General features: G+C 45.4%; 22 protein-coding genes and 2 pseudogenes. 12 read left to right on the top strand and 12 right to left on the bottom strand.

Annotated features, from left to right (window positions below; all coding sequences use genetic code 11):
• Positions 1-167 precede the first annotated feature (167 nt).
• From ACBR23_RS24510 to ACBR23_RS24500, 3 genes and pseudogenes are all read right to left on the bottom strand, one after another.
• Positions 168-920: pseudogene (locus ACBR23_RS24510) on the bottom strand (class I SAM-dependent methyltransferase); the annotation flags it as partial.
• Positions 921-1285: 365 nt separating this feature from the next.
• On the bottom strand, positions 1286-2383 hold the full coding sequence (locus tag ACBR23_RS24505) for a flagellar assembly protein H (RefSeq protein WP_371120198.1): 1098 nt from the start codon (positions 2381-2383) through the stop codon (positions 1286-1288).
• 223 nt (positions 2384-2606) lie between these two features.
• Entirely contained in the window at positions 2607-2759 is a 153-nt protein-coding gene (locus tag ACBR23_RS24500; RefSeq protein ID WP_371116786.1) for a hypothetical protein, read from the bottom strand.
• A gap of 755 nt (positions 2760-3514) precedes the next feature.
• Between ACBR23_RS24500 and ACBR23_RS24495 the strand changes: the two genes are divergently transcribed.
• Positions 3515-4717, top strand: coding sequence for an AI-2E family transporter (locus ACBR23_RS24495; protein ID WP_371120199.1), 1203 nt, complete (start codon positions 3515-3517; stop codon positions 4715-4717).
• 104 nt (positions 4718-4821) lie between these two features.
• On the opposite strand, the gene ACBR23_RS24490 is transcribed toward ACBR23_RS24495, so the two are convergent.
• The gene (locus tag ACBR23_RS24490) at positions 4822-5448 is read right to left on the bottom strand and encodes a Uma2 family endonuclease (protein WP_371120200.1); all 627 of its coding nucleotides are present in this window, start codon (positions 5446-5448) and stop codon (positions 4822-4824) included.
• Between the two features lie 131 nt (positions 5449-5579).
• Between ACBR23_RS24490 and ACBR23_RS24485 the strand changes: the two genes are divergently transcribed.
• The 4 genes from ACBR23_RS24485 (at position 5580) to ACBR23_RS24470 (ending at position 9736) form a co-directional block, all read left to right on the top strand.
• Entirely contained in the window at positions 5580-6755 is a 1176-nt protein-coding gene (locus ACBR23_RS24485; RefSeq protein ID WP_371120201.1) for a homocysteine biosynthesis protein, read from the top strand.
• A 61-nt stretch (positions 6756-6816) separates the two neighbouring features.
• Positions 6817-7887: a DUF262 domain-containing protein gene (locus ACBR23_RS24480; RefSeq protein ID WP_371120202.1), complete on the top strand. Its 1071-nt coding sequence runs from the start codon at positions 6817-6819 to the stop codon at positions 7885-7887.
• Between the two features lie 2 nt (positions 7888-7889).
• The gene (locus ACBR23_RS24475) at positions 7890-8615 is read left to right on the top strand and encodes an MAE_28990/MAE_18760 family HEPN-like nuclease (RefSeq protein ID WP_371120203.1); all 726 of its coding nucleotides are present in this window, start codon (positions 7890-7892) and stop codon (positions 8613-8615) included.
• A gap of 8 nt (positions 8616-8623) precedes the next feature.
• Positions 8624-9736 carry a DNA cytosine methyltransferase gene (locus tag ACBR23_RS24470; protein WP_371120895.1) on the top strand — a complete coding sequence of 371 codons (1113 nt, stop codon included), beginning with the start codon at positions 8624-8626 and terminating at the stop codon, positions 9734-9736.
• Positions 9737-9795: 59 nt separating this feature from the next.
• On the opposite strand, the gene ACBR23_RS24465 is transcribed toward ACBR23_RS24470, so the two are convergent.
• Complete coding sequence (locus tag ACBR23_RS24465; RefSeq protein WP_371120204.1) at positions 9796-11037, bottom strand: hypothetical protein; 1242 nt, start codon at positions 11035-11037, stop codon at positions 9796-9798.
• A 571-nt stretch (positions 11038-11608) separates the two neighbouring features.
• On the opposite strand from ACBR23_RS24465, the gene ACBR23_RS24460 reads away from it, so the two are divergent.
• Both ACBR23_RS24460 and ACBR23_RS24455 read left to right on the top strand, forming a co-directional pair.
• Complete coding sequence (locus tag ACBR23_RS24460; protein ID WP_371120205.1) at positions 11609-12541, top strand: tetratricopeptide repeat protein; 933 nt, start codon at positions 11609-11611, stop codon at positions 12539-12541.
• 309 nt (positions 12542-12850) lie between these two features.
• The gene (locus ACBR23_RS24455) at positions 12851-13723 is read left to right on the top strand and encodes a Uma2 family endonuclease (RefSeq protein ID WP_371120206.1); all 873 of its coding nucleotides are present in this window, start codon (positions 12851-12853) and stop codon (positions 13721-13723) included.
• Between the two features lie 66 nt (positions 13724-13789).
• Here ACBR23_RS24455 and ACBR23_RS24450 read toward each other — a convergent pair whose 3' ends face one another.
• From ACBR23_RS24450 to ACBR23_RS24430, 5 genes are all read right to left on the bottom strand, one after another.
• On the bottom strand, positions 13790-14071 hold the full coding sequence (locus tag ACBR23_RS24450; protein WP_340522472.1) for a type II toxin-antitoxin system mRNA interferase toxin, RelE/StbE family: 282 nt from the start codon (positions 14069-14071) through the stop codon (positions 13790-13792).
• A complete protein-coding gene (locus ACBR23_RS24445; RefSeq protein ID WP_341738850.1) occupies positions 14071-14295 on the bottom strand; it encodes a hypothetical protein in 225 nt (74 codons plus the stop codon). Before ACBR23_RS24445 ends, ACBR23_RS24450 begins: the two co-directional genes overlap by 1 nt.
• A gap of 268 nt (positions 14296-14563) precedes the next feature.
• Positions 14564-16291: a succinate dehydrogenase/fumarate reductase flavoprotein subunit gene (locus tag ACBR23_RS24440; RefSeq protein ID WP_371120207.1), complete on the bottom strand. Its 1728-nt coding sequence runs from the start codon at positions 16289-16291 to the stop codon at positions 14564-14566.
• A 131-nt stretch (positions 16292-16422) separates the two neighbouring features.
• Complete coding sequence (locus tag ACBR23_RS24435) at positions 16423-16737, bottom strand: hypothetical protein (RefSeq protein ID WP_340522466.1); 315 nt, start codon at positions 16735-16737, stop codon at positions 16423-16425.
• Between the two features lie 72 nt (positions 16738-16809).
• Positions 16810-18036 carry an RNA-guided endonuclease TnpB family protein gene (locus tag ACBR23_RS24430; RefSeq protein WP_340522462.1) on the bottom strand — a complete coding sequence of 409 codons (1227 nt, stop codon included), beginning with the start codon at positions 18034-18036 and terminating at the stop codon, positions 16810-16812.
• A 407-nt stretch (positions 18037-18443) separates the two neighbouring features.
• Between ACBR23_RS24430 and ACBR23_RS24425 the strand changes: the two genes are divergently transcribed.
• The 5 genes from ACBR23_RS24425 (at position 18444) to ACBR23_RS24405 (ending at position 24178) form a co-directional block, all read left to right on the top strand.
• Positions 18444-19169 (top strand): lysophospholipid acyltransferase family protein, encoded by a 726-nt coding sequence (locus ACBR23_RS24425; protein ID WP_371120208.1) that lies wholly within the window; start codon positions 18444-18446, stop codon positions 19167-19169.
• Between the two features lie 53 nt (positions 19170-19222).
• On the top strand, positions 19223-21361 hold the full coding sequence (locus ACBR23_RS24420) for an adenylate/guanylate cyclase domain-containing protein (RefSeq protein WP_371120209.1): 2139 nt from the start codon (positions 19223-19225) through the stop codon (positions 21359-21361).
• Positions 21362-21379: 18 nt separating this feature from the next.
• Positions 21380-22873 carry a mechanosensitive ion channel domain-containing protein gene (locus ACBR23_RS24415; protein ID WP_371120894.1) on the top strand — a complete coding sequence of 498 codons (1494 nt, stop codon included), beginning with the start codon at positions 21380-21382 and terminating at the stop codon, positions 22871-22873.
• A gap of 137 nt (positions 22874-23010) precedes the next feature.
• Positions 23011-23814 (top strand): alpha/beta fold hydrolase, encoded by an 804-nt coding sequence (locus ACBR23_RS24410; RefSeq protein ID WP_371120211.1) that lies wholly within the window; start codon positions 23011-23013, stop codon positions 23812-23814.
• Between the two features lie 64 nt (positions 23815-23878).
• Positions 23879-24178: a hypothetical protein gene (locus ACBR23_RS24405; RefSeq protein WP_371120212.1), complete on the top strand. Its 300-nt coding sequence runs from the start codon at positions 23879-23881 to the stop codon at positions 24176-24178.
• A gap of 183 nt (positions 24179-24361) precedes the next feature.
• Here the strand turns inward: ACBR23_RS24405 and ACBR23_RS24400 are convergent, their stop codons facing one another.
• Together ACBR23_RS24400 and ACBR23_RS24395 are read right to left on the bottom strand one after the other, a co-directional pair.
• The gene (locus tag ACBR23_RS24400) at positions 24362-24898 is read right to left on the bottom strand and encodes a DUF2996 domain-containing protein (RefSeq protein WP_371120213.1); all 537 of its coding nucleotides are present in this window, start codon (positions 24896-24898) and stop codon (positions 24362-24364) included.
• Positions 24899-25094: 196 nt separating this feature from the next.
• Positions 25095-25314: pseudogene (locus ACBR23_RS24395) on the bottom strand (RNA-guided endonuclease TnpB family protein); the annotation flags it as partial.

Raw genomic sequence — 25314 nt, 5'->3', positions numbered from 1 at the left:
AGGAGTATCTTAGCATAATTGTTGCACATTTGTTCGTCTCGTCATCCACCTGCCCACTGCTCAAAGCGTAGCTTTGAGATTGTGAACAGGTGGAATCCTCGTCTCACGCGCCTTTCATCCCACACTATATCGCTTCGATATAGTGTGGGGATTCCCGTCTGACTAGCTAAATCCGCACCTCTCAACATTCCGAACACTTCAGGAATGGTACAACCTTTATCACCCACTAATAAATAGTTAGACATAATCCATCCCTCATCTTGCGCGATATCGGCATTCCACCCGGCCGCCTTGAGCCCTATTTCATCTCTCAAGGCTTCCATTGTTTCCCGAACTATTTCTATCTCCAACTCTCCCGGAGATCCATCCATTAATCCCATGGCTTTAAAAACAGCTTGAGCGCGAAACATTCCCGCTCTACCATTTGAACTGTGAAGGTTTGTGCGGATGATGCCGTCTGGTGTCAAAACTGACTTCATCGCTTGCAATCCAGCAATAGCATCGGGCAAGAGATACAAAACTTCGTCAGCATTTATATAGTCAAACTGTAAACCTAAAGTTGGTAAATCTTCTATCTTCAAAGCATAAAACTCTGCATTAGCAACCCCATGATACTGTAAACGTTGCTCAGCTAGTTTCACAGATTCTGCTGATAAATCGATGCCTACTATTTTCGCTCCCGGATTGGCTAGAGCTAAAACCAAGGATTTATAACCGGTGCCACATCCCGCATCAAGGATAACTTTACCGGAGGTATTGATAACTTTTCTATTTCTGAAGTAGTAAGCAGTTACAAGATTATGAAGGTAGAGCAATTCACTGTTGTCTTTTGGAGATTGTTCCAGAGGGATTCTGGGATAAGGAGTATTGTCAAATTGCTGGCGAATGTTTTCTATTAACTCTAAATTTTCGCGATCCATGTTCAATTACGCTTAATGCTGGCAAATTATCTTAGTATCTCAGAAAATATGCGATGTTCCGCCAAGCCGCAAGATACAGCAGATTCCAAGTTTATGAAGTACACCGCGCGATCCGCCGTAGGGACACCGCACCGTGCCTATTGGTGTCAAATTAAGGTACAACTCATAGTCCGGCAAGGGTTGAAACCCCTGCCTCAAAGCGCAAGTCCTCTCAAAGAGGACTGAAGAACTCATTAGTCCTCTTTGAGAGGACTTTAGCTATTAGACAGGGGTTTCAACCCCTGACGGACTCGCGGGCACACAGACAGATTTGGCGGACTGACAGCTTAATACGACTCATTTAGGATTGCTATACTCCAAAAACTCTATAATCTTGCCCTCAATTCATCAGCCGATAACTGTGGCAGTTCTTCTACCAACACTGTCAATTCTACCACTGGCAATTCCAATAAATTGCTAACGGCTGTAGCGAGAATATCTGCTGACTCATTGAAGTACCTTCTCAATACATATTCCGCCAACAATTTAACTGCTTCTTGCTGTCCTGATTCATCGACGGTGAGCATTGATATCGCCAGCAACATCCGAGTAAATTCCGTCGCCGACAACTTAGAGAGAGGCGTTAAAAACACGCTCATTTTGGGGCTTAATTCTCCGAATCTTCCTGGGAGAAAATCTTCTAAGATCGAGCGTTGTTGTTCTTGTCTGCCTCGTTCTAGCCCTTGTTCTAGCCCTTCTTCCCTAGCTTGTTGCTGTGCTGCTTGTATTTGTTGTTGAAAAAGTGGTGTAATGGCCATAATTAACTCCCGCTCTTCTGATTCTAATTCTTGTGGGGTATCGACTACTAAATTTGACTGTAACCTGTATAATAACTCTAAGGCAGTAATCCGCAGCGGATCGTTTGTGGCTAAAGCGCTCAATTCGCCGATCGCCCTTTGCTGTACTTTCCCTTTGCCCAAAATCCTCAACCACAGGGTTTCTGGTGTTTCTGGCAACTGGTGAATCACCACAATTGCCCCTCGCCAGTGCTCCGGGAAAAAATAGATGCCCTCCAACCAATTAGAGAGGTTTGGTATACCACCAAAACCTGAAACTAATGATTTCGAGGCTGTCGGTGTCAAAATCCACAGGAAGGGCAACTTAGCATCATCATAGCGAGTATTTTCTCTTCTTGCCTGCCGATCTAATTCTCTTCGCAAATCGAATAACTTACTCGTACAGTTCCAGACATCGCTGACAGCGATCGGATTGCGAAATGGTTCAAATATTGCAGTTGTGTTTGCCATTTTTCCCAACAATCCTAGATTTTGTGTATATTCTGGGATTGGAGTGCCGGGAGTGAAATAGACATCGATTTCTCGGACTTCCGAAGTCACATCGCGACCGACATTGACTGTCCCGATGGGAGAGAGCATTTCTTCCAGGTATTCTTTAGCAAAGCGATCGTGAATGAATCGCGTCATGGCATCTATGATTGATTTTTATCACTGCATTTTATCATCATTTAATCGTTGTGCGATCGCCCTAACCAGACATCCCCCTCCTAAACTCTTTCATCGCTTCCACACTCGAAGCCATCAGCAAGCAGCGACACAGTAAATTAATATCTAAATTGTTATTATCACATTCAATCAAAACAGTCTAAATTCAACTCCACGCCCAGGGTACAAACTTGCCATAATAGTCTCAATCCCTAATTATAGAACCAACCACCACCTCCATGAATACCAACATCAGCCCGATCGTCAAAGTATTTACCCTCTCCGCCGTCCTTTCCGTCGTCATCAAGTACGCAGGGCCTAGCTTATCCATCCCCTCCACTGATTCCAACGCTCTCATTGCCATCCTTTCCCCCAGCCTGATTGTAGCTGCGATCCTGGGCTGGCGGGCATGGCAACAGCAATAGAAAGGCGAGCTAGAGTGCGATCTAAACTTGGTCTAAAAACTACCGATGCGCCAGAAATCGGGATATAGCAATCCTAAATCATTTGTGAACTTCTTACTCCCTCCCCTTGCTAAGGGGAGGGTTGGGGCGGGGTAAAAAATTTACGACTCATTTAGGATTGCTATATAAGCCTGATATTATTGTACTCAACGAGGAAACCATGGGAAACCAGCCACGCTGGGAGAAATTATCAATGATTACAATGGGTTCATAAGTTCCCTTAATCGTCGATGTAACTAGCACTAATTCGGACGATAATTATGCCCTGAAACTAGAAGCATAGGAATCCATGGGTATTCAGGAATAAGGGATTATAGACTATCTAGGATTGGGTGCCAGACGATTTATTGGTAATCCAAAACCACCTACTTTTTCAGTTTGCCAACTCGTGGATGGCGAGTACCAAGCCAAACTGTTCAAAAATGCCGATCGCCTTGAGTCCCCAATTTTACCATAATTCAATCTGACACCAAAACAGTTGTTCGTCAAAGGTCAATGAGGAGTCTGCTTCTTCTGGTGTGAGAGTAGGGGTATTTTTTAAAGATACGATTAAAGTGCGATCGCCCGCATCTAAGATATCTTGGAGAGAGTAGATTTCCCAAACCTCTCAAGTCCCACACTAAATCTTGATTCCCCAATCTCAAACCAAATGAAGCTAGGACAATGGATGGGCTTATTAGCCCTGATCGCATCTTGTTACATACTTTGGCAAATCAGGCAAGCCTTACTGCTGCTATTTGCCGCAGTCGTCTTAGCCACAGCCTTAAATAGGCTAGCACGGTACTTACAGAAATTCCGGCTCAAAAGATCGATCGCCGTCTTACTTTCAATTAGCTTCCTAGTCCTGATATTCGTAGGCTTATTTCTAATTATTGTACCACCCTTTACTCAACAGTTTCAACAACTGACCCAAAGAGCGCCTCAAGGAATAGCCAAATTAAATGAGTGGATCGATCAGATTGAAACTCGCTTTTCTGGACAATTTGGTCAGCGGCTGCCAAATCTTGATGTTAACGACATCATGCAACAACTACAACCTTTATTCAAGCAACTCGTTGGCGGTGCAGGAGCTTTTGTCGGGAACACATTAGGAGTTATCCTCAGTTTTTTGCTAGTCCTAGTTTTGACATTGATGACATTAGCAGAACCTCAGTCTTATCGCCAAGCATTTATCCAACTATTTCCTTCTTTTTATCGGCGCAGAGTCGATGGCATCTTAGATGAATGCGAAATAGCTCTCGGTCGATGGGCGATCGGTGCTTTAATTAGCATGAGCGTCATCACTCTTCTGAGCCTAATTGGTTTATCAGTATTGCAAGTTCCCTTAGCCCTAGCTCACGCTGTAGTAGCCGGTTTACTGAACTTAATACCAAATATCGGGCCTGGTTTGAGCGTGATTCCTCCAATGACGATCGCACTTTTAGACTCTCCGTTAAAATCAGGTTTAGTCCTACTCCTGTACTTTCTCATTCAACAATTTGAAAGTAACCTCCTCACCCCTTACGTTATGGCACAACAAGTATCGCTGCTGCCCGCTGTCACCTTAATAGCTCAAGTATTTTTCGCTACATTCTTTGGATTTTTAGGACTATTGCTTGCCCTTCCCCTCACCGTTGTCGCTCAAGTTTGGATTAGAGAAGTCTTAATTAAAGACATTCTCAACCAGTGGCACACAAGTCCCACAAAGCTAGCAGCGATTAATTCTGCTATTCATGAGGAATACGAATCTATAGGAGTAACACAGAGTCCGCCAGAAAGCAAGCCCGAACACAAATCAGAAAGCCCTGATCGTACAGATGATTCGGCGGTTGAAACCGTTTCTACACAAACGAAGTCTGCCTCCGCAGACTAAGAGATAAAAAGAGTATTTAAGCCGGATTTCATATTAGTCCGCGCAGGCGGACTTTGTTTGTGTAGCCGCGACTTGAGTCGCCGAGGCTAAAAAGGCTTAACATTTTAAACCTCATCTCGTCCAGCACTAAAAATCTGTTTAACAGTCAAATTAATTTGGGGAAATGTCGGCGATAAAATCCTATCTTCCCCTCGAAACTGACTGGACAGATATTCGCCATCAACCAAATGGTGAACCAAAAAAGTAGGTTGTTTCGGATTGCCAATATAGCGTGTGCCACCTAGTCCCAAATAGTCGGCAATCCAGTATTCAGCAATGCCCAAAGCCTCATAATCAACCAATTTATAGCCGTAATCATCCCGCCAATTGGTACTGACAACTTCGACAATTAGCCGAACAGAACTACCCATTGTAATAATAGATTGCTTTTTCCATCTCGGTTCGCCGTCCGTCCCTTGTCTGTCCAAAACGATCGCATCCGGTTCGTAACCAGATAGCTGATTATCAGCTTTAACCACGCATTCTTTGGGAACGAAGTAGGGAAGTCCCTGTCGTTTGATCTCAAAGTTGAGCTCAGCGATCAGGAAACCAGATACTTCTGAATGCTCTCCGGTGGCTTTAGGCATTTCAACAATTGCTCCATTGTGCAGTTCGTAACGGTTTTCCGAATTTTCTGGATACCAGTCAATAAATTCATCGAAAGTGACTGATTTTAATATCGCTGGAGTCATGGCGATCGCCCTTTATTTGATTTATGATAATATTCTGATATTCATTATAATATTGCTTTTATTTTAAACAACCAGCCCGATCGCCAATCCATCAATCTATCCATCTAAAATCTCAAATCTCAAATAATATTATGGGAACGATCGACGAAATCAACGATAAAATCACTCAAGGCAAAGCCACAGTCTGGACCATCGAAGAACTCAAAAACCGAGTCCAAGAAACCAGCATTACCCAAGCGGCGAAAGAAGTCGATGTCATCACCACAGGCACCTTCGAGCCAATGGAATCATCAGGGGCAATTATCAACCTCGGCCACACCGACCCCCCCATAAAAATCCGCCAGTGCTGGCTAGACGGCGTTCTAGCCTACTCCGGCTTTGGTGCAGTAGACCTGTACCTAGGAGCCACCCAAGTAGCCGAAGACGGCGAAGAATCCCGCGAAAGAGGCGGCGGACACGTCATCGAAGACCTGATTGCCGGGAAACCCGTACAATTGCGCGCCCTCGGACAAGTAACAGACTGCTACCCGCGCAGCTCCTTTGAAACGACCATTACCCGCGATACCATCAACCAGTTTTATTTATTCAATCCCCGGAACGCATATCAAAACTTTATTGTGGGTGTCAATGGGGGCGATCGACCACTATTCACCTACCTAGGGCCCCTACAAGCAAACCTAGGCAACGCCGTCTATTCCAGCCTAGGAGCCATGTCTCCCCTGCTGAACGACCCCGACCTCGAAACCATCGGCATTGGCACGCGCATCTTCCTAGGAGGCGCTCAGGGCTACATCACCTGGGAAGGCACCCAGCACTTCCCGCTGCAAAAACGCCAGGCCAATCGTACCCCCATCGGACCGGCGGCAACCCTAGCACTCATCGGCGATGCAAAACAAATGAACTCAAAATGGGTACGCGGGTGCTACTTCAAAAACTACGGCCCATCGATCATGCTGGGAATCGGCATCCCATTTCCTGTCCTAAACGAAACCGTCGTCGCCCACTGTGCAGTATCAGACAAAAAAATAGTAGCGCCGGTGGTAGATTTCTCAATCCCCCGGCGCGTGCGTCCCACTTTCGGTTTAGTTAGCTATGCCCAATTAAAAACAGGTCGTATTCTGATAGAGGGCAAACCAGTGCGGGCAGCCCCCCTAGCAAGTATGTTTCTGTCCCGACAAGTAGCTTTGGAATTGAAACAGCAAATTGAAACTGGTCAATTTACTCTCACCGCACCAGTTGCTCCTCTGCCAGCAGACAGAGTATTTCTGCCACAGGATGTGTGGGGAGCACAAGTCAGATTGGAATAGACATTACCCGGACTAAAGTCACGGATTATAAATTGATTGAACCACGAGAGGATATTCAAAGATGATCGACGAGAACCAGTGTAAGTTTACCGATGAGGAGATTGCTACTGCTGAGGTACAGATTTTTGAACACACAAAGAGAATTGAGTTCTATCTGACGGAATATTCCATTGAGCTTCTGGCCCAAAAGATGCAGAATGGAGATTTCGAGATTCCGGCCTACCAGCGCGAGTTCACATGGGAACCAGAGCGCAAATCCCGGTTCATTGAGTCGGTATTGATGGGGCTTCCGATCCCTTTCCTCTTCTTTTGGGAAAGCCCGTCAACAGGTAAGCTTGAAATTGTTGATGGTTCACAGCGCCTTAGAACGATTCAGGAGTTCGTTCTTGGGGACTTTCCCCTAGGTGACTTGGAAGAATTGTCGCTACTGACCGGATTTCGATTCAAAGATCTCCCCGAATCTCGGCAACGAAAAATCAAGAACCGTTCCATTAGGGGGATCGTACTTAATGAACACGCCGATGAGCAAGCACGATTCGATCTTTTCGATCGAATTAACACAGGAAGCAAGGTCGCCAACAAGGCTGAGGTGCGTCGAGGTGCGTTAGGAGGTGCTTTCCTCGACCTTGTGATTTCACTCGCCCAAGAGCCGAGCTTTGAAGAACTTGCACCAATATCTGACAAGCTTTTATTAGAGCGTGAGAGAGAAGAACTCGTTACACGATTCTTTGCCTACGGTGATGGACTGGAGACATACAAAGACAGAGTGTCGCCATTTCTTTTCACCTACACGAAGAATATGAATGATCGCTTTAAAGATAACCCAGCGGACATTGAGTCCTACCGGCAACGCTTCATGGACATGATAGACTTTGTATCGCGCAACTTCCCGTCGGGTTTCCGCAAAACACCTAAAGGTAAGGCAACACCCCGATCGCGTTTTGAAGCTATAGCCATTGGAAGCTATATGGCACTTCAGGAACGACCTGAAATAGCCAACCAATCGATCGAAGTTGAAGAATGGTTGAATAGCAAAGAGTTTACAAAAGTGACCGGAGCAGACGGTGCGAACGCCATAGGCAGACTCAAGGCTCGTATACATTTCGTTCGCGATCGTTTACTTGGAGATTGAGGATGGAGGATTTGAGCCAAGCTTTTGAAGAGCGTTTACAGGAAATTGAAACTTACCTTGACCTGCTTGAATCCATACAGAGACAAGTACAGGAAGGATCGCCACAAATCGGGGAAGCTACGATCACTCCGCAACAGCAGAAAATTTTATATTCCAGTGTTTATTTACAGCTATATAATCTAGTCGAGTCAACAATTACTCGCTGCGTAGATGCGGTATCTAACGCAGTGGTCAATCAAAGTTCGCGACCCAAGGACTTATCCATTGAGTTGCGCCGTGAGTGGGTGCGATGTACGGCACGCACTCATACTGATCTCAACTACGAAAATCGCCTGGAATCTGCATTGAGCCTCTGCGATCACCTAGTGCTTGCACTCCCTATATCAACCTTTGAACTTGAAAAAGGTGGAGGTGGAAATTGGGATGATGAAGAAATTTACAAACTTAGTAAACGTCTAGGATTATCCTTAAATATAAGTCGTCAGGCTAATCGTGCTGTTAAACAACCATTGCGGGATCAGCAAGGCGCACTTTCCCTGATCAAAAGTTTTCGGAACAAACTAGCACACGGTAATCTATCATTTGCAGAGAGTGGCAATAATATTACTGTTAGCGATCTCCGTGACCTCACTGAACGAACAGCTCTTTATCTGAGGGAGGTTGTAAATTGCTTTAAGTCATCCATAGATGCACATGAGTTCCTAATGCCGGAGAGGCGACCTCAATGAGCACAGGCATGAATCAAGATGAGACTATTGTCGGCACTCACATAGGCAAAAAGCCTCATACCGATCGCAGAAGTACAGCCATTAACTGCATCGATCTGTTTTGTGGTTTGGGCGGTCTTACCCATGGACTGATCCGAGGAGGTATTAAGGTTGTTGCGGGCATCGACATCGATCCACAATGCCGATTCCCTTACGAGAGCAACAATAATGCTATTTTCATCGAGCAGGATGTCAGTTTTCTGTCAGCTTCCCAACTTACAAATATTTTTGGTGATGCGAAATTACGCTTGCTGGCTGGCTGTGCTCCCTGCCAACCATTCTCGACTTACAGCCGTAAGGGACGCCAGGAACGCCTGGACAGTAAGTGGGTTCTGGTATCCGACTTCGGCCGGCTGGTACGAGAGACTCAACCCGACTTCGTGACGATGGAAAATGTGCCCCAGCTTTCAGAGCATGAAGTTTTCAAGGATTTTTTGAAGGAATTAAAAGGCTATTCGATAGATTGGAGCATTGTAGATTGCGCTCAATATGGAGTTCCACAAACTCGTAAACGGCTGGTGCTACTAGCGTCTCGATTCGGATCTGTAGAATTAGTACCCCCAATTTTTTCCAGACAATCCTGCACAACTGTGCGTGAAGCCATTTCCCATCTACCCGCCTTAGCAGCCGGCTCCTCCGATCCAAATGACGCACTTCATGCAGCGTCCTCGCTCAGTGACCTGAACCTCCGCAGAATCAGAGCCTCAAAACCCGGAGGCACATGGCATGACTGGGATACTTCACTGCTGGCAGAATGTCATCGTAAGAAATCTGGACAAACTTATCCTAGCGTTTATGGTCGTATGAAGTGGGACGCCCCGGCTCCAACGATCACCACCCAATGCTTTGGCTACGGTAATGGTCGGTTCGGACATCCGGAACAGGATCGTGCAATTTCTCTCAGAGAGGCAGCCATCCTTCAGACTTTTCCAGAAAACTATAGCTTCCTGGCTCCTGGCGAGCGAGTCTGTTTCAGCAAACTGGGACGCTTAATAGGAAACGCTGTTCCTGTTGAAATTGGTCAGTTAGTGGCGCAAAGCCTACTCCATCATCTAGATAAATTTGATAAGTGCCTCAAGTAAAAATGTAAGATTAAAAGTTTTTTTGACCTTTAATTTTACATTTTTACTTACCCTATTTGTTATTCCTCAACAGGCTTAGGTTTCTTCATTGGTTTAGGAAGGGGTTCCTTACGAGGAGGGGGCGCGGAGGCTGAGGGCTTGATGTTTGGACGCCCTACAGGAGTGCCATCACCAGTGGGTCTAGGAGTATATGGACGTTTATTTCCGCCTCCTCGGAAGCCGGCGGGTTTTTCGCCAGGGGGGAATTTCCGCTTTTTGATCGGCAGTGCCCCAATATTATTAGCCTGCTGAATTATGAGATTGTCAGCCTGTAACTTGACATGGAAATCCCAAAAAAACCCGATCGCCTTTGTGGCTAAATCCCCCTGAAGTTTCAACTTAAAAAACTTCATCTTGTCCTCATTCTTGCGGGGAGCTTGCTTAATTTTGACGATGACATACTTTTCTTGATCGTGAGATTGATAGATAACCTCACCTCTAATCGAAAAATAGCCATCTTCAACATTAGGTTCAGACTCTGGGAGAGAGGGGATGGAGGATATTAAACTGCTCTCAATTTCGCCGGAAACAGGACTTTCCTCATCTGACGAAGTTTCCGAAGGTTTTTTGAGTGTTTCAGGTTCCCAGACTCCCATAATCTGGGCGTGTAAGTTACCATCTTCTTGCCTGGTGCGGGGATAGACCACCCACAGGTGTTCTTGTTCCAAATCCAAGTGATTTTTGACTAAACTCATGACTCTACCCAGCAAAACCGCGTCTATGGCAGTTCCGTCAGCAGCGATGAGCATACCCCGCGTGAAATGTTCTTCAGATTGGGTGTAGCGGCCCCGGACCAAACCAACAGCTCGGTACTGTCTGGGTTCGCTGGGGGGAGGAATCGGATGTTGGCGCATCACTGCGGGTATGTCATCGGTGGCTGGACTCTCCTGCTCACCAGAGTCTGATGTGACGGTGGGCGATACAGAGACTGCTGGAGTATCGCTGGTAGATGGAGAAGGGGGTGCTGGCTCTGAGAGTGCGGGAGCATCCCTAGGTGGATCTTTTGGCTTTGCTTCCTCCTTGGGGGGAGAAGTGTAGCGTGGTCGTTGCAGGGTGTCCTTGGATGCTGGGGCATCTGTTGGCGTTGGCGGTTGATTTTGGTCAACCGGTGCTGCCAACAGCTCTGGCTGTGGACTTTCCTCTGGTGTCTCAGGAACGGAAACTGTATCTTTGGGCGGATTGACGGCCAGTTCGCGAGGCTGAGCCTTGCGAGTTGAAGTAGATTTGGGCGATTTGGAAGAGCGGTTTGGAGAGGGGTTCATAAAAACTCCTTGCAGCGGAGACACATCCCTTGAGGGAAATTAGGAATAAACTGAAGACACTGCTTTCAAAACTACTAGCACCTTACAGGCGAGCACAGGGCTCTCTGGTCTGGTTGTGACCCGTCAACCCCAACTTTCAAGGGGTGGTAGAGTGTCGAGCGGTCCGTTGGCTGCTAAAATCCTTGTTGGTAAAGACTTTAGGAGTTGCTGACCGATCGTCAGTTCGATCGCCCTGTGGTTGGAGTTGCTGGCTAATAGAATTTAGGATATTCAGCTTGCCTATTTTACTTAATCCAATTACCGAACGGGCTGATCCGCCATATTTTTGGTAATTTTTAGCTCGACCAGACTAAATTGGACCGACGGCGCAATCCTTGGGGCTGCGGGTCTGAGTGTCCAAAATTGTTTAGCTAGCATGAAGTTGTGGGTCTGTTACCATATTAGCTGCAAGCAAAAGATTGCTTTGTCACAGTTGGGCCCTAAAATTAAAAACCTGATGGACTTGGCTTAGGCACCAGGTGATGCCTTCAATGTCCGAAAATAGTAAATTTTAAGCTGAACAAGTTGAATTATGGATAAAACAAACAAGGGTCGTGGGTTGATTACTGTGGTGGTGGTGCTGTCCCTCATCGCTTTTTTGGGATTTTCTCTGGTCCCACTTTTGGACAGCATTCTCAAGGGAAGCCAAGCCCAAACTAGGTCAACTCCAACGCCTACTCAGACGGCGGCAAGTGGGGAAAAGCAATCAGAGTTGCTGCAAGCTCAGGCGAGGGGTTACGAATTGGTTTTGCAGCGCGAGGCCGACAATGTAACTGCTTTGCGAGGCCTATTACAGGTGCGGCTGGAATTGATCGGACAAGGGGTGGGGGACATTAAAGATGTGGTGCCTCCTTTGGAAAAGTTGGCTAAGTTGAATCCTGAAACTACTGAATACGGGATTTTACTGGCTCAGGCTAAGGAACGCACGGGCGATCGCGAAGGTGCGGCTCAGGCATACCGGGCTATTTTGGCGGCTAAGCCGGGGGAAATTAAGGCTTTGCAGGGGTTGGTGAATTTGTTGTTAGTGCAGCAGCGGCCCGAAGCTGCGATCGGATTGCTGCAAGATACGCTCAAAGCTGCTCCCGCTGCGAATCAGGCAAAACCGGGAAGTATTGATACAACTTCGGTGCAGTTGATTTTGGGACAGGTTTATGCTGTGGGGAAGCGGTTTGACGAGGCGATCGCGATTTATGACGAATCTGCCAAAGCTAATCCCAAGGATTTTCGCCCGACTCTAGGAAAGGCGATCGTATTTAAAGAACAGGGCAAAAAAGATGAAGCAAAAACCCTATTTGCTAAGGCTACGGAGTTAGCTCCTCCTAACTATAAAGACCAAATCAATCAGTTAGCTAGCGATACTCCCAAGCCTTCTCCTGCTGCTGCTGCGAGTCCGAAACCGGGGGCTTCTCCTAGTTCTGAATCGACGGCTTCACCGAGTCCTGAAGGTGCGCTACCGAAGCCTTAAGACACTGTAGGGACACAGCATTGCTCATTAGTGTCAACTTAAGCCTGAAAGCCCTGAGAAATCTGGTTTTTACCTGAGTCTAGATCCCCCTAAATCCCCACCCCCCCCTAGCCCCCCCCAAGGGGGGAAGGGGGACTTTGATCGGACTCCTGTCCCCCCCTTCTTAAGGGGGGTTAGGGGGGATCTGGCCTTAATTGTCAAACAGTAGTCTCTGAAGGGGTTTGACGTTAAGTTGACACCAATGAGCACTGCTGTGTCCCTAACCATGCCACTCACGGTTAACTGTTCACCGTTCACTCGGAGGGAATTATGACCCAAAGCGTTGACCGCATTGTTCTACCTCCTGCTTTTCCAGACCACACTCAATTACCAGAGTCGGATGGTACTTTTGTGAAAAATTTTCAGGAGCATCCACAAAGTTTAATTTTAACTGATTCGATCGGACCAATTTTGCAGGAACGGCATCCCGATGGTCAATATGCGATCGGTCAAGATTGCGGTATTTACTGGAGAGAAACCGAGCCACCAGAAAAAGGTGCAGAAGCTCCTGATTGGTTTTACGTTCCCAATGTACCTCCTAATATTGACGGTCAAATTCGCCGTTCCTACGTGCTGTGGCGAGAACACATAGCACCGTTAATTGCGTTGGAATTTGCTAGTGGGAACGGGGATGAAGAGCGCGATCGTACTCCTTTATCACGCACTGATGAAGGGCTAATAACGAAACCTGGAAAGTTTTGGGTGTACGAGCGGGTGATGCGAATTCCCTATTACGGCATCTACCAAGTTAATAATGGCAGATTAGATGTTTATCGGTTGATTGATGGATATTATCAACTGTTAGAACTCAATCAGCGGGGTCATTTTGCGATCGCACCTTTAGGCGTAGAATTGGGACTTTGGCAAGGCAGTTATCAAAATCAAACTATGCTTTGGCTGCGTTGGTGGGACGAGGAAGGTAATTTGCTGTTGATTGGCGATGAAAGGGCAGAATTGGAGAAATTGCGAGGGGAACAACAGCGGGAAAGAGCCGAGAATGCAGAGCAGGCACGACAAGCTGAAGCTCAGGCAAGAAGGGATGCAATTCCCCGATTGTTGGGTATGGGTTTGAGTGCCGAACAAGTGGCGGAGGCGTTAAGTTTATCTGTGGAGGAAGTTAGGGATAATAGACATCTGGCATAATTGTGGAACAGGCTCCTGCCTGTTCAAAACCTGCTTTTATAGAATAAAGGAAAAGGGCGATCGGTCTTAATAGACTTCATCATGAGAACCCATTTTGAGCAATAAAATAGCTTCCTCTTCATTTTCTGGATCGATCGCAAACTCAAACAAAATCCGATAATCATAATCTATGGAACACGACCAGATACCCGATAAATCTCCTGTGAGTTTGTGAGTTCGCAAGCTGGGATTAAAGCAGTCTTCAGACAAAAGTTCAAGCGTAGCTTCAATTAAAAGACGAAGCTGATGATTTTTACGAACTAACTTTTTGAAATTACGAATAGATTTGGGAGTCCAACCAATTTTCATCAATCATCCAACTCCGCCATAAAATCGGCTACCGAACCAAATTTAACATTGCCCTCAGCATATTCTTGACGAACTTCTGCGACTTCCTTAAGTAATTCATTTCGTCGCTGTTGTCGCAGACGGTTCTGAAGAATATCTAGAAGCAGGGCTTGATCTTCTAATGATAAAACTTCTATAGCTTCAAGAGCTTGCTGGAATTGAGATGTCTGTGTCATTTTACTCATAGTTATTGTTCCGTAAATTACCAGATTATATCAAATCCGGTAGCATCTGAATTATTCATCTCTCTATTCTCTCCCTCTGTGTCCTCTGTGTTCTCTGCGGTTAAATCATTCCGATGTAGCCGGAAACGATATTATTTTCATTTGAACCAAAATATTTTTTATTTATTTTAGCCAAATTTATCATATCCTAGCATTTTTCACTTCTGCTGTGTGTAAGATTTTCCTTGTTCCCAAGTTCAGCACAGGAACAAGGATTCCAAACTAGCTTCTAATACTTCCTCTCCTGCGGCTCAAACATCGTAATCGCCACCGGCATATAAGCCAAATCAATCCCCGCAGGTGAATAATAAGCCAGCGTATGCTTCAAGAAATTGCCGTCATCCCGCTGCGGAAAATCTTCTCGCGAATGAGCTCCCCGACTTTCTTGCCGCTTCAAAGCAGAAGTTAAAATCATTCTCCCCACAATTATCAAACTCCGCAACTCCAAGGCTTCGACAATTTCCGTATTCCACAACTTGCCTTTATCGTCCAAGTAAACTTCCTGATATTGTCGCTCCAATTCCTCCAATTTCGTCAAACCTTCCTGCATCAATTCGGCGCTACGAAATACGCCACAATACTCAGTCATAGTATCTTGATACTGCTGACGGATTTGATTGATGCGGTATTTGCCGGGACGGTCTACAAGTGCCTGAATTTGCTCGCTGGCTTCCTTGATATAATGCTGTTCATCCACTGCTGGAAGCTTGCGATTTTGGACAAATTGTGCTATTTTTGCACCTGTAACTTTGCCATAAACAACGCATTCCAAAAGTGAATTACTGCCCAAACGATTTGCGCCATGAACAGACACGCAAGCTGCTTCGCCGGCTGCAAAGAAACCGTCCACTAAACCATCAACACTACTGCGAACTTGTCCGCTGACATTAGTCGGAATTCCCCCCATTGAATAGTGCACTGTCGGACGCACGGGCATCGGCTGATTTACGGCATCAATTCCTAACAAACGGTGGGCTTCTTCCCAAGCAAACGGAATTTTGCTCATGATTTTTTCCCGTCCCATGTGCCGCAAATCCATGTAAATAAACGGGCCGCCGGCACTACCGTCAACATTGATTCCTCGGCCTGCACGAATTTCTAAGGAGATGGCCCTAGATGTAATATCTCTAGGCGCTAATTCCATCCGCGAGGGGGCATAGTTCGCCATAAAGCGTTCCCCTTCGGAATTAATCAAATAGGCCCCTTCGCCCCGCACAGCCTCGGAAATCAAAACTCCCACCGGATACAAACCAGTCGGGTGAAACTGCACGAATTCCATATCTTCCAACGGCAATCCCGCCATAGCAGTCATCGCCAAACCGTCTCCAGTTGAGGCGTAATCGTTCGAGGTCGTGTTGTAAACCCGACCATAACCCCCCGTAGCGAACATCACCGCTTTAGCGCGCACCACCTCGATTTGACCGTCTACAAGGCGATACATAACTACGCCCTTGGCTTGACCTTCTTCCAAAATCAGGCGGGTGACGTACCATTCCTGATAGATGTGAACTCCGTAGCGGCGGAGATTGTTGACTAATTCGTGGAGGATGGCGTGACCGGTTTTGTCAGCGGCGTAGCAGGTGCGGTTGTGGGAATGTCCGCCAAAAGCCCGCTGGGCTATTCTGCCATCTGGGAGGCGAGAGAAAAGGACTCCCATGTGTTCTAAATCGATGACTACACCGGGGGCTTCGCGGGTGAGAATTTCGACGGCATCTTGGTCGGCTAAATAGTCTGAACCTTTTACGGTGTCAAAAGCGTGGGCTTTCCAACTGTCTTCGGTATCGACGTTTTGGAGGCTGGATGCCATACCGCCTTGGGCTGCGACGGAGTGCGATCGAATCGGGTGAGTTTTGGCAACTACAGCTACCTTTAAACTGGGGTCAGTGCGGGCTATTTCCACCGCGGCGCGGCAACCTGCTAAACCGCCGCCCACAATGATTACGTCGTGTTCTAGCATTTTTTGAGTAATGTTGAGTGTTCTGCTGTATATGTAATTCTGATGCACAAAAAAAATCCTCACGCAAAGGTAAGGAAGTTTTTAACTTTTGATTTTTAACTTTATTGAAAATTAAAAATCTGTACGCTGGATTAGCCCACTGCTGGGGCAGGTTTTTGGCCTGGTAAATTGGCGCTAGCGGATGGTTTGGATTCGGTAGCGGGTTCTACGGCTGTGACTTCGATGTGATTTAGCAAAGTCGTCACAAACGCAAACAGCAGGAAGGGTAGAGACAGGACTAAGATCAATCCGACGGTGGCTAAGGCGTAGATTTGACGGGCGCTACTCCACAAGGCGAGGGCGGAGGCGAGACTCATAAAGATCACAATCAGCCAAATAACGATTTGACCGTAAATGTCGCCGAAGGTCAGCGTGCATCTAAGGCGATAGTTATGCAAGTTATTCATTTTGGGCCTGGCGAGGTTGCTATTAGGACTTGCGCGAAAATACTTGAAATTTCTTAGTCTAGTTAGCGTGAACTACCCGCCGTCAAGGGTCGTACCGGTATGACGGAGGCTTCTCCCTTCAACGACCACAGCCACCACAGTAGTAGATTTGCGTCCATACTGTTTTGGTCTTACATAGCCTTCAGGAGCAATAACGCTGGTTCCCAACGTCAATAAGCGCAAGCCTTCATTTTTGATATTTATCGCGGCATTAATGTCTCTATCGTGCCGATTGCCACAGTGTGGACAGTCAAATTCTCGTACAGATAAATCCATTTTTGGCAGTGGCTTCAAAGTATTTGAGCAAAGATGAGTTGATGCAAAAAATCTACCTATTTCTAGATAAACTTTCCCCACCATTTCTGCTTTATATTTAAGCATAGTACAAAATATTACCCAACCAGCATCAGATATTGATTTGGCTAGGCAATGATTTTTCACCATGTTTCTGACTGCCAGATTTTCTACTACTACGACTTGGTTTTTGTCTACTATCTTGCGCGATAGCTTGTGCAGAAAATCCTCGCGGACTCTTTTGGTTTTTGAGTGAACTTTAGCTACGGCCAGCTTGGCTTTTCGACGATTATTTGTGGTTTTATCTTTTTTGCGAGCCAGCTTTTTTTGCTTACGAGCTAAATTTTTTTCATGTTTCTTTGTAGCTTTTGGATGTTGATATTTAGAACCTTCTGATGTAACTGCAAAATCGGTTAGACCTAAATCTATGCCAATCACATTACCCTCAGAGCTAGATTCTGGGCATTCAATGCCATCATCCACAAGCATGGAAGCAAAGTATCTCCCATCAGGATTTTTGGATACAGTCACAGTTTTGACTTTACCTTCAATATCCCGATGAACTTTAGCATTGACAGTACCCAACGAACCCGGAAATTTAATCTCACAATTACTCAATACTTTGACATTTTGAGGGTATTGAATAGATTGCTTCCCTTGGCGTTTCTTGAATGTTGGATACATGGCGCGACCATCAAAGAAGTTGCCAAAGGCTACACCTAGATTCAAGACCGATTGCTGAAGACACTGAGAGTAACACTCAGATAGCCATTCATTGTCAGTTTTCCACAAGGGTATTGACTTTTTTATGGTCATGGCGGTAACGCCTTTGCCAGTCTCTTGATAGGTTGCGGTTATTATAGCCAAAGACTGATTCCAGACCCAACGCACACAACCGAAAGCCTTAGCAAGGTATGCTTGCTGGACAATAGTAGGGTAGATTCGGACTTTGACAGCTTTCAGCACAATGCACAATACTTAGATTGCTTTTTTGATTAGTCTAAGTTTATCATAACAAAAAATATTAGAAAAGCCAACAATTTGCGATGCCCCCTCACGCTCGCCGAAGGGATGATCTCCTCATCCATCCGCCATCGCCTGCTAGCTTTCGCTTTTACGTCTTGTGGCGGATGGAATCGTCGATTCACGTACCTTTGATCCCACACTAATCGAAGCGATATAGTGTGGGGATTCCCGTCTGCTAAGCTAACTTGGTTTGACTGCGGTTCCAAAGATTTTTAGAGAGGTCGCAACAAGACTTTATAAATTTAGGGAAAAATCTACTTTATGACCGATCGCCAATTTGGTAAAGAAATGTTAAGTTATATGGAGATGAAATTAACTTTCAGAGGGTCGCACCTGTCTTTTTGCCTATGTCGCCCGATCGCACATTACTGATTTCACGCTCTTTCTTGGCTGGTTTGGGCACTCAGATGTTTTTGCACCAAGAGGATCGAATTCCCCAACAAAGCCCGGTGTTGGTGGTTAGCAATCACCGCAGTTTCTTAGATCCTGTGCTGCTGACGGCGGCTTTGGGTCGATCGATCCGTTTTGCTTGTCATCATTACATGGGACAAGTTCCGGTGGTTCGGGAATTGGTAACATCTTTCGGTGCTTTTCCCTTGGAAGCACCGCAACACCGACAGCAGCATTTTTTCTCTCAGGCGACGGCGCTGCTGCAAAATAGGGAGATGGTGGGGGTGTTTCCAGAGGGTGCGGAACCGATGGTGAATTTTACTCAACCGCATACTGTCGGGAAGTTTCAGCGGGGATTCGCTCATTTAGCCCTGCGGGCTCCGGTGCGGGATTTGGTGATTTTGCCGATCGCGATTAGTTCTTTTGAGGAACAGTCGGTGCGATCGGGCTTACCGCTAAAATTGTTGAGTTTGTTCGATCCTTCAGAACCGTTGTTCGATCGCCCTGGATGGCATCCTGTGATAGTTTACAAACGAGTTAATGTCTTTGTTGGCCATCCGTATTGGATTACGGGCGATCGAAAACAGCAATATCAAGGGAAACAAGCTAAAGCAGTTGTGGCTGAACTTACAGAACATTGTCACGGGGAAATTACACAATTACTCCAGCGAGGTTGTGTTTAGCAGTAGACTGACTAGAAACTGTTAAAAGATACTAAATAAACCCCGGATAATCAATGTTAAAAATCAGCCAATTAAGTGTAAAATCAAAGCTCACGATTGTTCTCATTTCCCTAAGCTTGAGTTCAATTTTAATTATTAGCTTTCTGGCTTGGAGCAAGGCAAGAGGTACGCTCAAAGACAAAACTTTTAATCAGTTAACTAGCGTCAGAGCTTCCAAAGCTTATCAGATTGAATCATACTTCAAAAATCTGCGAAATCATATCGATACGCTTTGCGAAGATCGCATGGTTGTATCAGCAATGATTGAGCTTAATCAAGGATTCAAAGAACTCAATCAAAAAAAACAAATTCAAGCAGATTTGGACGCGACATTACAAAAACATTATACTAAAAATTTCTTTCCAAAATTATCCAAAGCGATTGAAGGCGTGCCAAACTTTCAAACTTATCGTCCCGATGGTAAAGCAGCTAAATATCTCCAGTATCACTACATCGCTAAGAATTCCAATCCAGTTGGCGAAAAAGAAAAGTTAAACGATGCCAAGGACGGTAGTGAATACAGCAAATCTCATGCCACATATCACGAACTATTTCACAATTTAGTTGAAAAATTTGGCTATTACGATTTATTTTTGATTGATTTCAAAACCGGAGATATCGCATATACGGTTTATAAGGAGACGGATTTTGGTACGAACTTGAGCAATGGGCCTTACTGGGAAAGCAGTCTAGCAAAGGTTGTTGATCTTGTGCGAAAAAATCCCGATCGCGGATCTGTCCAAATCGTAGATTTCCAATCCTATCGCCCTTCCTACGGACAACCGGCAGCCTTCATCGCAGGCCCGATTTATGACGGCTCTTACTTAGTGGGAATTTTGGCGATTCAACTGCCAATTGACGAGATTAATAATGTCTTGACAGGTAACAAAAACTGGCAGAGAGATGGACTGGGAAAGACGGGAGAAACTTACCTAGTGGGAGAGGATTTGCTGATGCGTTCGATGTCGCGTTTTCTGATTGAGGATGCAGCCGGCTATAAAAAAGCCTTGCGTGCAAGCGGGACACCAGAAAACACTATTCAATTGATCGAACAGCTAGATACCTCGATTTTTTTACAGAAGGTGGATACAAAACCGGCGAGAGAAGCGCTGGGCGGCAAGGAAGGCACTCAGATTGTTGATGACTATCGGGGCATACCTGTGCTGAGTTCTTATTCGCCCCTGAAAATTAAGGGAGTGAATTGGGCAATTTTATCGGAGATGGATCTGACGGAAGCTTATGAGTCGATGTCGAATTTAGAAAGATATCTGTTGCTGGCTACCGTCATTCTCATGCTGATCATTACTTATTTAGCGAGTATTGTGGCTGCTAATTTAGTGAAGCCGATCGATCTCATGATTGCAGGTGCGCGTGAAGTAGGGGTGGGCAAGTTCGATACTGAATTTCAACAGAACTCTAGCGACGAATTTGGCGAACTTGGGGGAACTTTTAATGAAATGCTGGTGATTCTGCGCGAAAAAAATCAATCGATCGCCCAAAAAGACCGCGAGATCGATATACTACTATTGAATGTTTTGCCCAGGGCGGTTGTGGATCGGGTGAAAAAAGGCGAAGCACCAATCGCTGACAAGTTTCCCCAACTTACGGTGTTGTTTGCTAGAGTGCTTGGTTTCGCAGAAATTTCGGAACATAAGGATGTGGAAGAAACTGCGGAGATTCTGAATGAATTAGTCGATTTATTTGATGAAGAAGCCACGGGACATGATGTGGAAAAGTTGAAAACGATCGGCGATCGCTATTTCGCTGTTTGCGGGCTGACAACCCCTAGACTCGATCGCGAAAAGCGAGTGGTAGATTTTGCTCTTTCGATGTTAGATATAGTCGATCGGTGTAATGTCAAATACAAAATTAAATTGAGCCTCTGTGTTGGCATTAATACAGGTGCGGTGATGGCGGGCATTGTCGGCACCAAAAAGTTTACTTACGATATCTGGGGCGAAACTGTGAATATTGCCAGATACTTGAACAACCAAAATCAACCCCAGACTATTCTAGTCACGCAGGAAGTGTACGCTCGCATTCACGAGTTATATCCTTTTGAGAATGGTAAAGAAATTGAATCTGAGACAAAAGGCAAGTTGCCCATCTGGATTTTGAGAAAAAAAATCTTGGCTATTGCTGATTCTGAGTAAAAATGGAGGTTTGAAAAAGTGATAGAGCGATCGCTGTGGATTTGGGGAATAATTTTCATCATAGGATTCCCGATATTGAATGTTGCCCTCGCAGAAGGCATCGGGCGCTTGGATCAGCACGCGAATTCCCTAGCGAAATTTTTGGAAAACGTTCGCAGATTTTTGTTGCCAAGTTTAACAGTCTTCTTGGTGATGCGAGAATTCTTTGGGTTTACCAAGGCTGACGCATCTTTACGAATTGTCGAAACAGTGTTTTGGATTGCCGCAATTGTGACTTGTGTGTCGCTGGTGAATGCGGTGCTAACTCCCAGAAGCCGAAAAAAGCCTTGGCAGATATACATACCAGGTTTATTTTTTGAGGTGACGCGCATCGGCATAATTCTATTGATCGCCGCTTATATTCTCGGTGGCGTGTGGGCAGTAGATTTAAGTAAAGTAGCTGAAGCCTTGGGTATCGGTTCCCTCGTCATGGCACTGGCACTACAAGACACGCTAAGCAACTTGGTATCGGGATTTTTGTTGCTGTTTGAAGGCCCGTTCAAAATAGGTGACTGGATTCGGGTGGGCGAACAAGAAGGTGAGGTAATTGAATTGAACTGGCGTGCTGTGCGCCTAAAAACTCGGGATAGAGACGTGATCATTATTCCTAACAGCGTTTTGGGAAAAGACGCGATTTACAATTACACCTTACTAGATCCGCTGCACACGGAAACAGTTGATTTGAAGTTCTCCGATAAATATCCGCCGAACTTGGTGAAACGCATCCTGCAAAGCGCAGCCCTGGCTACAGAAGGGATATTATCCGATCCTGTGCCGGTCGTCGTTACCAAATCTTACGACTCTTTTGCGATCGTCTACGAAGTGAGATTTTATATTTTGAACTTCATCGATCTGATCCAGGTTCGTGATGACTTTATGACACGGGTTTATTACGCTGCTAAGCGGAACAATTTAACGACGCCTGTGCCCATCTCTATCCAGGGGAACAATTTTGACCTGAACGCTCTCAAGGCGGATGATAAGCAATTAGACGTAGCAGCTTATTTGCGATCGCTCCCTTATTTCAGCGCCATCGAGTCGGAACAGCTCGACAAACTCGCAGCCAAAGCGATTTTGCAAGATTATGGAGTAGGCGAAAAACTGCTGAAAATCGGAGAGCAAAATCAAGGGCTTTATATCATCCGATCGGGAAGTGTTAAACTTTCAGTCAAAGACATCCACGATCGCGAGATTGACTGTGCTTATCTGTCAAAAGACGATATCTTTGGGGAGATGGCTCTGTTAGTGGGGGAACTCAGCCCAGTTACTGCCACAGTTATCGACGATTTGCAGGTGATTATTCTCGATAGCTATTCAGCGAATCAACTAATCGAAAGCAATCCCAAATTTGCGATCGAGATGAATTATTTTATTGAAGAAAGGAGAAAAACTGTACATCTCGCCCAAGGAATAGAAAACTCAGCCGAAAAAAATCAAGGTCGCAATCGATGGAGTTATCATAAAATGGAGTAAGCGATATCTGGGCTCATTAAAAACTGCTATAAAGAAGAAGGAAGTGTTATTTGTGATTTCCGACTTGCTTGGGGCTGCCAATAGCCAATAACCAATGAATTTCTCGACCTCATACTATTTAATTTGCGACTTGAATCATGCCAGATGCTAACAACAAGGTTCGTTTTCTAAGACCCAAACCGCCGAGAGTTGATCTACCTTTATTTGTATTTCTGCCTGGTATGGATGGTAGTGGTTTGCTGTTGCGATCGCAAATTCCTAAATTAGCTCAGGATTTCGATATTCGCTGCTTGACTTTGCCCGTTGACGATAAAGTTTGTTGGGATGTACTCGTTAGCGAAACAATCGATTTAATTGCAGCAGAAAAAGCTGCTGGAAATCAAAGACCTGTTTATCTCTGTGGCGAGTCCTTTGGGGGATGTTTGGCAATGAAAATTGTTTTAGAGGCTTCTGAATTGTGCGATCGACTAATTTTAGTCAATCCAGCTTCTTCCTTCCGACAGCAGCCTTGGGTACAGTGGGGGTCATACATAACTCAGTGGCTACCGGCCAGTTTTTATCCGCTTTCTGTGGTGGGTTTATTGCCGATGTTAGCGTCCTTGGGCAGGATTGGGCAGCCGGAACGTCTCGCTTTGCTAGAAGCGATGCAGGCTGTACCTCAAAGCACCTCTGTGTGGAGATTGGCTTTGGTGCGATCGTTTGATGTTGACGAAAATCAGTTGCGCGGCATCAAACAGCCGACGCTAGTAATTGCCAGTGGTAGCGATCGGCTTCTACCTTCTTTAGCCGAAGCGAAGCTTTTAGTCAAGGTAATTCCGAATGCTGAAATGGTGATGCTGGCTAACAGCGGTCATGCTTGTTTGTTAGAAACAGATGTCGATCTGAATCGGATTATGCAAGCTCAGAATTTCTTAAATAGGTCATTAGTTATTAGTCATTAATGATTGATTATCATCAACAACAACCAACTAAAATTAAACAAAAAATCATTGCTAGGGTCTAATCATGCTAAATCTCAAGCTTCCCGAACAAAGACGAAAACTTTACATTGAAATTGCACTGCGTAGATGTCGCCCCGGTAGTGGCAGCAGTCAAGATTTTCTGAATAAAAGAACTTGGAATCATCCCGTGACAAACATTAAAATGATCGTTCAAAAAACCCTTTTTGTTGTAGTCGGAGGGATTGCTACTCGGCTCTATATGCCTGAAAGAATGACCGATGACGTGGCTATTTTAGTATTAACATCGTTTCGTGGAACGGATTATTCAGCACACGATCGATATTTGGGTTTCCCAACCCCTTGATTCTTTAATCGGCAGAGGCCGATTTTGTTTGTATAGAAGCGGTTTCAACCGCGCCCGTCATAACGGGGATAGCTAACCCGGATTTGATATTATAAATTCTTACTCCCACGGAACTACCCCGCAGGGGGTAAGTTCCGATAACAATTAACAACCAGCTACCAACCAATAACCAATAACTAATGACTAATTAAGATTCAGCCATTTTTGAGCATTAAGCCGCTGAACTACACCAAAAACCATTAAGTCTAGGGTAATCTTGCGCTCGTCAATCAAAAAAGGTTCAAGAGTGCTAGTTTTTGTGTTATTTTCAGCGCAAGAAAAAGCTCTTTGACTTTGAATGTTTTCTTTAGGAAAATACAAGTTAAATTGGCGCTGACCTGATTGGAATTTGCCCACTACTTGCCAACAATCGCCGGCGGAACTCATACCCGCAACGGGAATTTTTTGCTTAGCAAAAGTGACGTCTAAATCCTCAACGCCCTGCTTAGTTAAAGCAGTTTGCAAAGCAGGCAAATAATCTTGTTGCATAAATTCTGCAAACGGCTTGTCTTCAACCGCAGGTGCTTTTTCCTTTTTAGCTTTAGCTGGGGGCTTGTCGCCGTCAGCCTTAGCTGCCGCTTTTTTAGCAGTCGGCTCAGGCTTGTCAGTGCTGGGGATGTTTTCAGCAGAAAGGCTAGGAGTTTCGGCTTCCCCTGCTGGATTATTCGGTTCTTCTGCCATTGGTGCTTCCTGTAAAAAAGTGATGAGTAGAGGAGTCAGGAGTCAGTAGTCAGTAGTTATTTGTTGGTTGTTAGTTTTAGTTGTTGTTTCTAATAACCAATAACTAATAACCAATAACTAATGACCGATGACTACTGACTAATGACTGAGGACTATGATTATTGTGACATACTCCCACATCAAATCTGAGTACAGATTATGATGTGGGCTTCTTAACAGCCCGATGAAGGGTATGTAAGATTTCCTTGATGGTACTGTTATCCATAGTTCCTACTATAGAAAGATTCCTACTAGGGCGTTTTATACTGGGGAAAATGTCCAACCCCAGTCTTTTTAGGTTAATCGCAGCATTAAGATCGCGATCTACCATCAAAGAATTTTGCTCATCCCAATACTCTCGAATATTGCAGTCGGTG

The sequence above is a fragment of the Microcoleus sp. genome (assembly GCF_041354475.1).
In the GTDB taxonomy this organism is placed as follows: Bacteria; Cyanobacteriota; Cyanobacteriia; order Cyanobacteriales; family Microcoleaceae; genus Microcoleus.
This window is presented reverse-complemented; position numbering and strand designations above follow the sequence as displayed.